This window comes from Agromyces sp. NPDC055658 (genome assembly GCF_053618155.1).
In genome coordinates, this window is the sequence record NZ_JBSHHD010000100.1 from 1 (window position 1) to 1393 (window position 1393).

At 66.5% G+C, this 1393-nt stretch carries 2 protein-coding genes and 1 pseudogene; 1 reads left to right on the plus strand and 2 read right to left on the minus strand.

The window, feature by feature from the left end; genetic code table 11:
* Window positions 1-255: hypothetical protein (locus tag ACWGPE_RS18795; protein ID WP_452049280.1), on the minus strand; the 255-nt coding region annotated here is incomplete at its 3' end.
* A 15-nt stretch (window positions 256-270) separates the two neighbouring features.
* Window positions 271-1062, minus strand: coding sequence for a (2Z,6E)-farnesyl diphosphate synthase (locus ACWGPE_RS18800; RefSeq protein ID WP_044519951.1), 792 nt, complete (start codon window positions 1060-1062; stop codon window positions 271-273).
* 56 nt (window positions 1063-1118) lie between these two features.
* On the opposite strand from ACWGPE_RS18800, the pseudogene ACWGPE_RS18805 reads away from it, so the two are divergent.
* Window positions 1119-1393 (plus strand): annotated as a pseudogene (locus ACWGPE_RS18805) (hypothetical protein); the annotation flags it as partial.

Sequence of the window (1393 nt, forward strand, 5' to 3'; positions counted from 1 at the left end):
GGTGTCGGCCGGCCGGGCGAGTTCGACCATCACCGCGAACCAGGCGATTCCCGGCACCGCCACCAGATAGATCTCGATGCGGCTGAGCACCTCCGAGCCGGTGACGAGCCGGACCGCGTCGAGCGCGACGACCACCGCGAAACTGGTCAGCCCGATCGCCGCGAGGACGAGGACGGGCTTACGCGGGTCGCGGGCGAGCAGGTAGAGACCCAGCCACCAGCTGAGCGTGAAGACCACTGCCGACAGCGCAGCCATAGGTTCAGTTTGGCACTACTTGCCGAATCTGCGATGCCGGGCCGTGTAATCGCGCAGTGCGCGCAGGAAGTCGACGCGGCGGAAGGCGGGCCAGTACGCCTCGGTGAACCACATCTCCGAATATGCGCTCTGCCACAACAGGAATCCGCTGAGCCGTTGCTCACCCGAGGTGCGGATGACGAGGTCCGGGTCGGGTTGGCCTGAGGTGTAGAGGTTCTCCGAGATCGCGTCGACGGTGACGGCTTCGACGAGTTGTTCGGCGGTGGCACCGTTGGCCAGTTCCTTCGACAACAGCGAGCGCACGGCGTCGACGATCTCCTGACGGCCGCCGTAGGCGACGGCGACGTTCACATGGAACTTCCCGCCCCTGCCGTTGGTCGATTCGACGGCCTCCCGCAGCCTGCGGGCCGGCTCCTCCCCCAACAACTCCAGGTCACCGACGGTGCGCACCGTCCAGGTGTTCGACGGGGCGCAGATCTCCTCGACCACGTCGGTGATGATCTCGAGCAGGGCCGACAGCTCTTCGGGGTCGCGTTGCAGGTTCTCCGTCGACAGCAGGTAGACCGTCGTCATCTCGATGCCCGCGGCCTGACACCAGCGCAGCATCTCGGCGATCTTGGCGGCACCCATCCGGTAGCCGATGCTGACGTCGTCGTAACCCGCGTCACGCGCCCAGCGGCGGTTGCCGTCGCACAGCACCGCGATGTGGCGGGGCAGTTCTGATCTGGACTGCGCCAGTTCCTGACGCAACCGCATCTCGTAGAGCCGATAGGCCGGTTCTTTGAGCCGCGGGGGAATGATGTCCACGAGAACCCAGACTACTGTGAGCGTCGGGGTACACCACGGTTCTCAATGGAGGTGACATGACTGCGCCGACGGGTAGCACCAAGCCCTACCGCTCAGCGGCCGCATTGAACCGGCCCGCGGAAGATCTGCCCGAGGCGGTCGCCGAGGGCGTCGCCCAGTTCCTGGGCAGGCCGCGCGCACGGGGCTGGATCCACGTGTATTCGGCGGTGATCGCATTCATCGCCGGTGCGGCACTGGTGTCGGTGTCGTGGTCGCTGGAGTCCACCCGGGCCGGGCTGGCCACGCTGCTCTATACGTTCACGATCGTGGCGATGTTCGCCGTCAGCGGCAC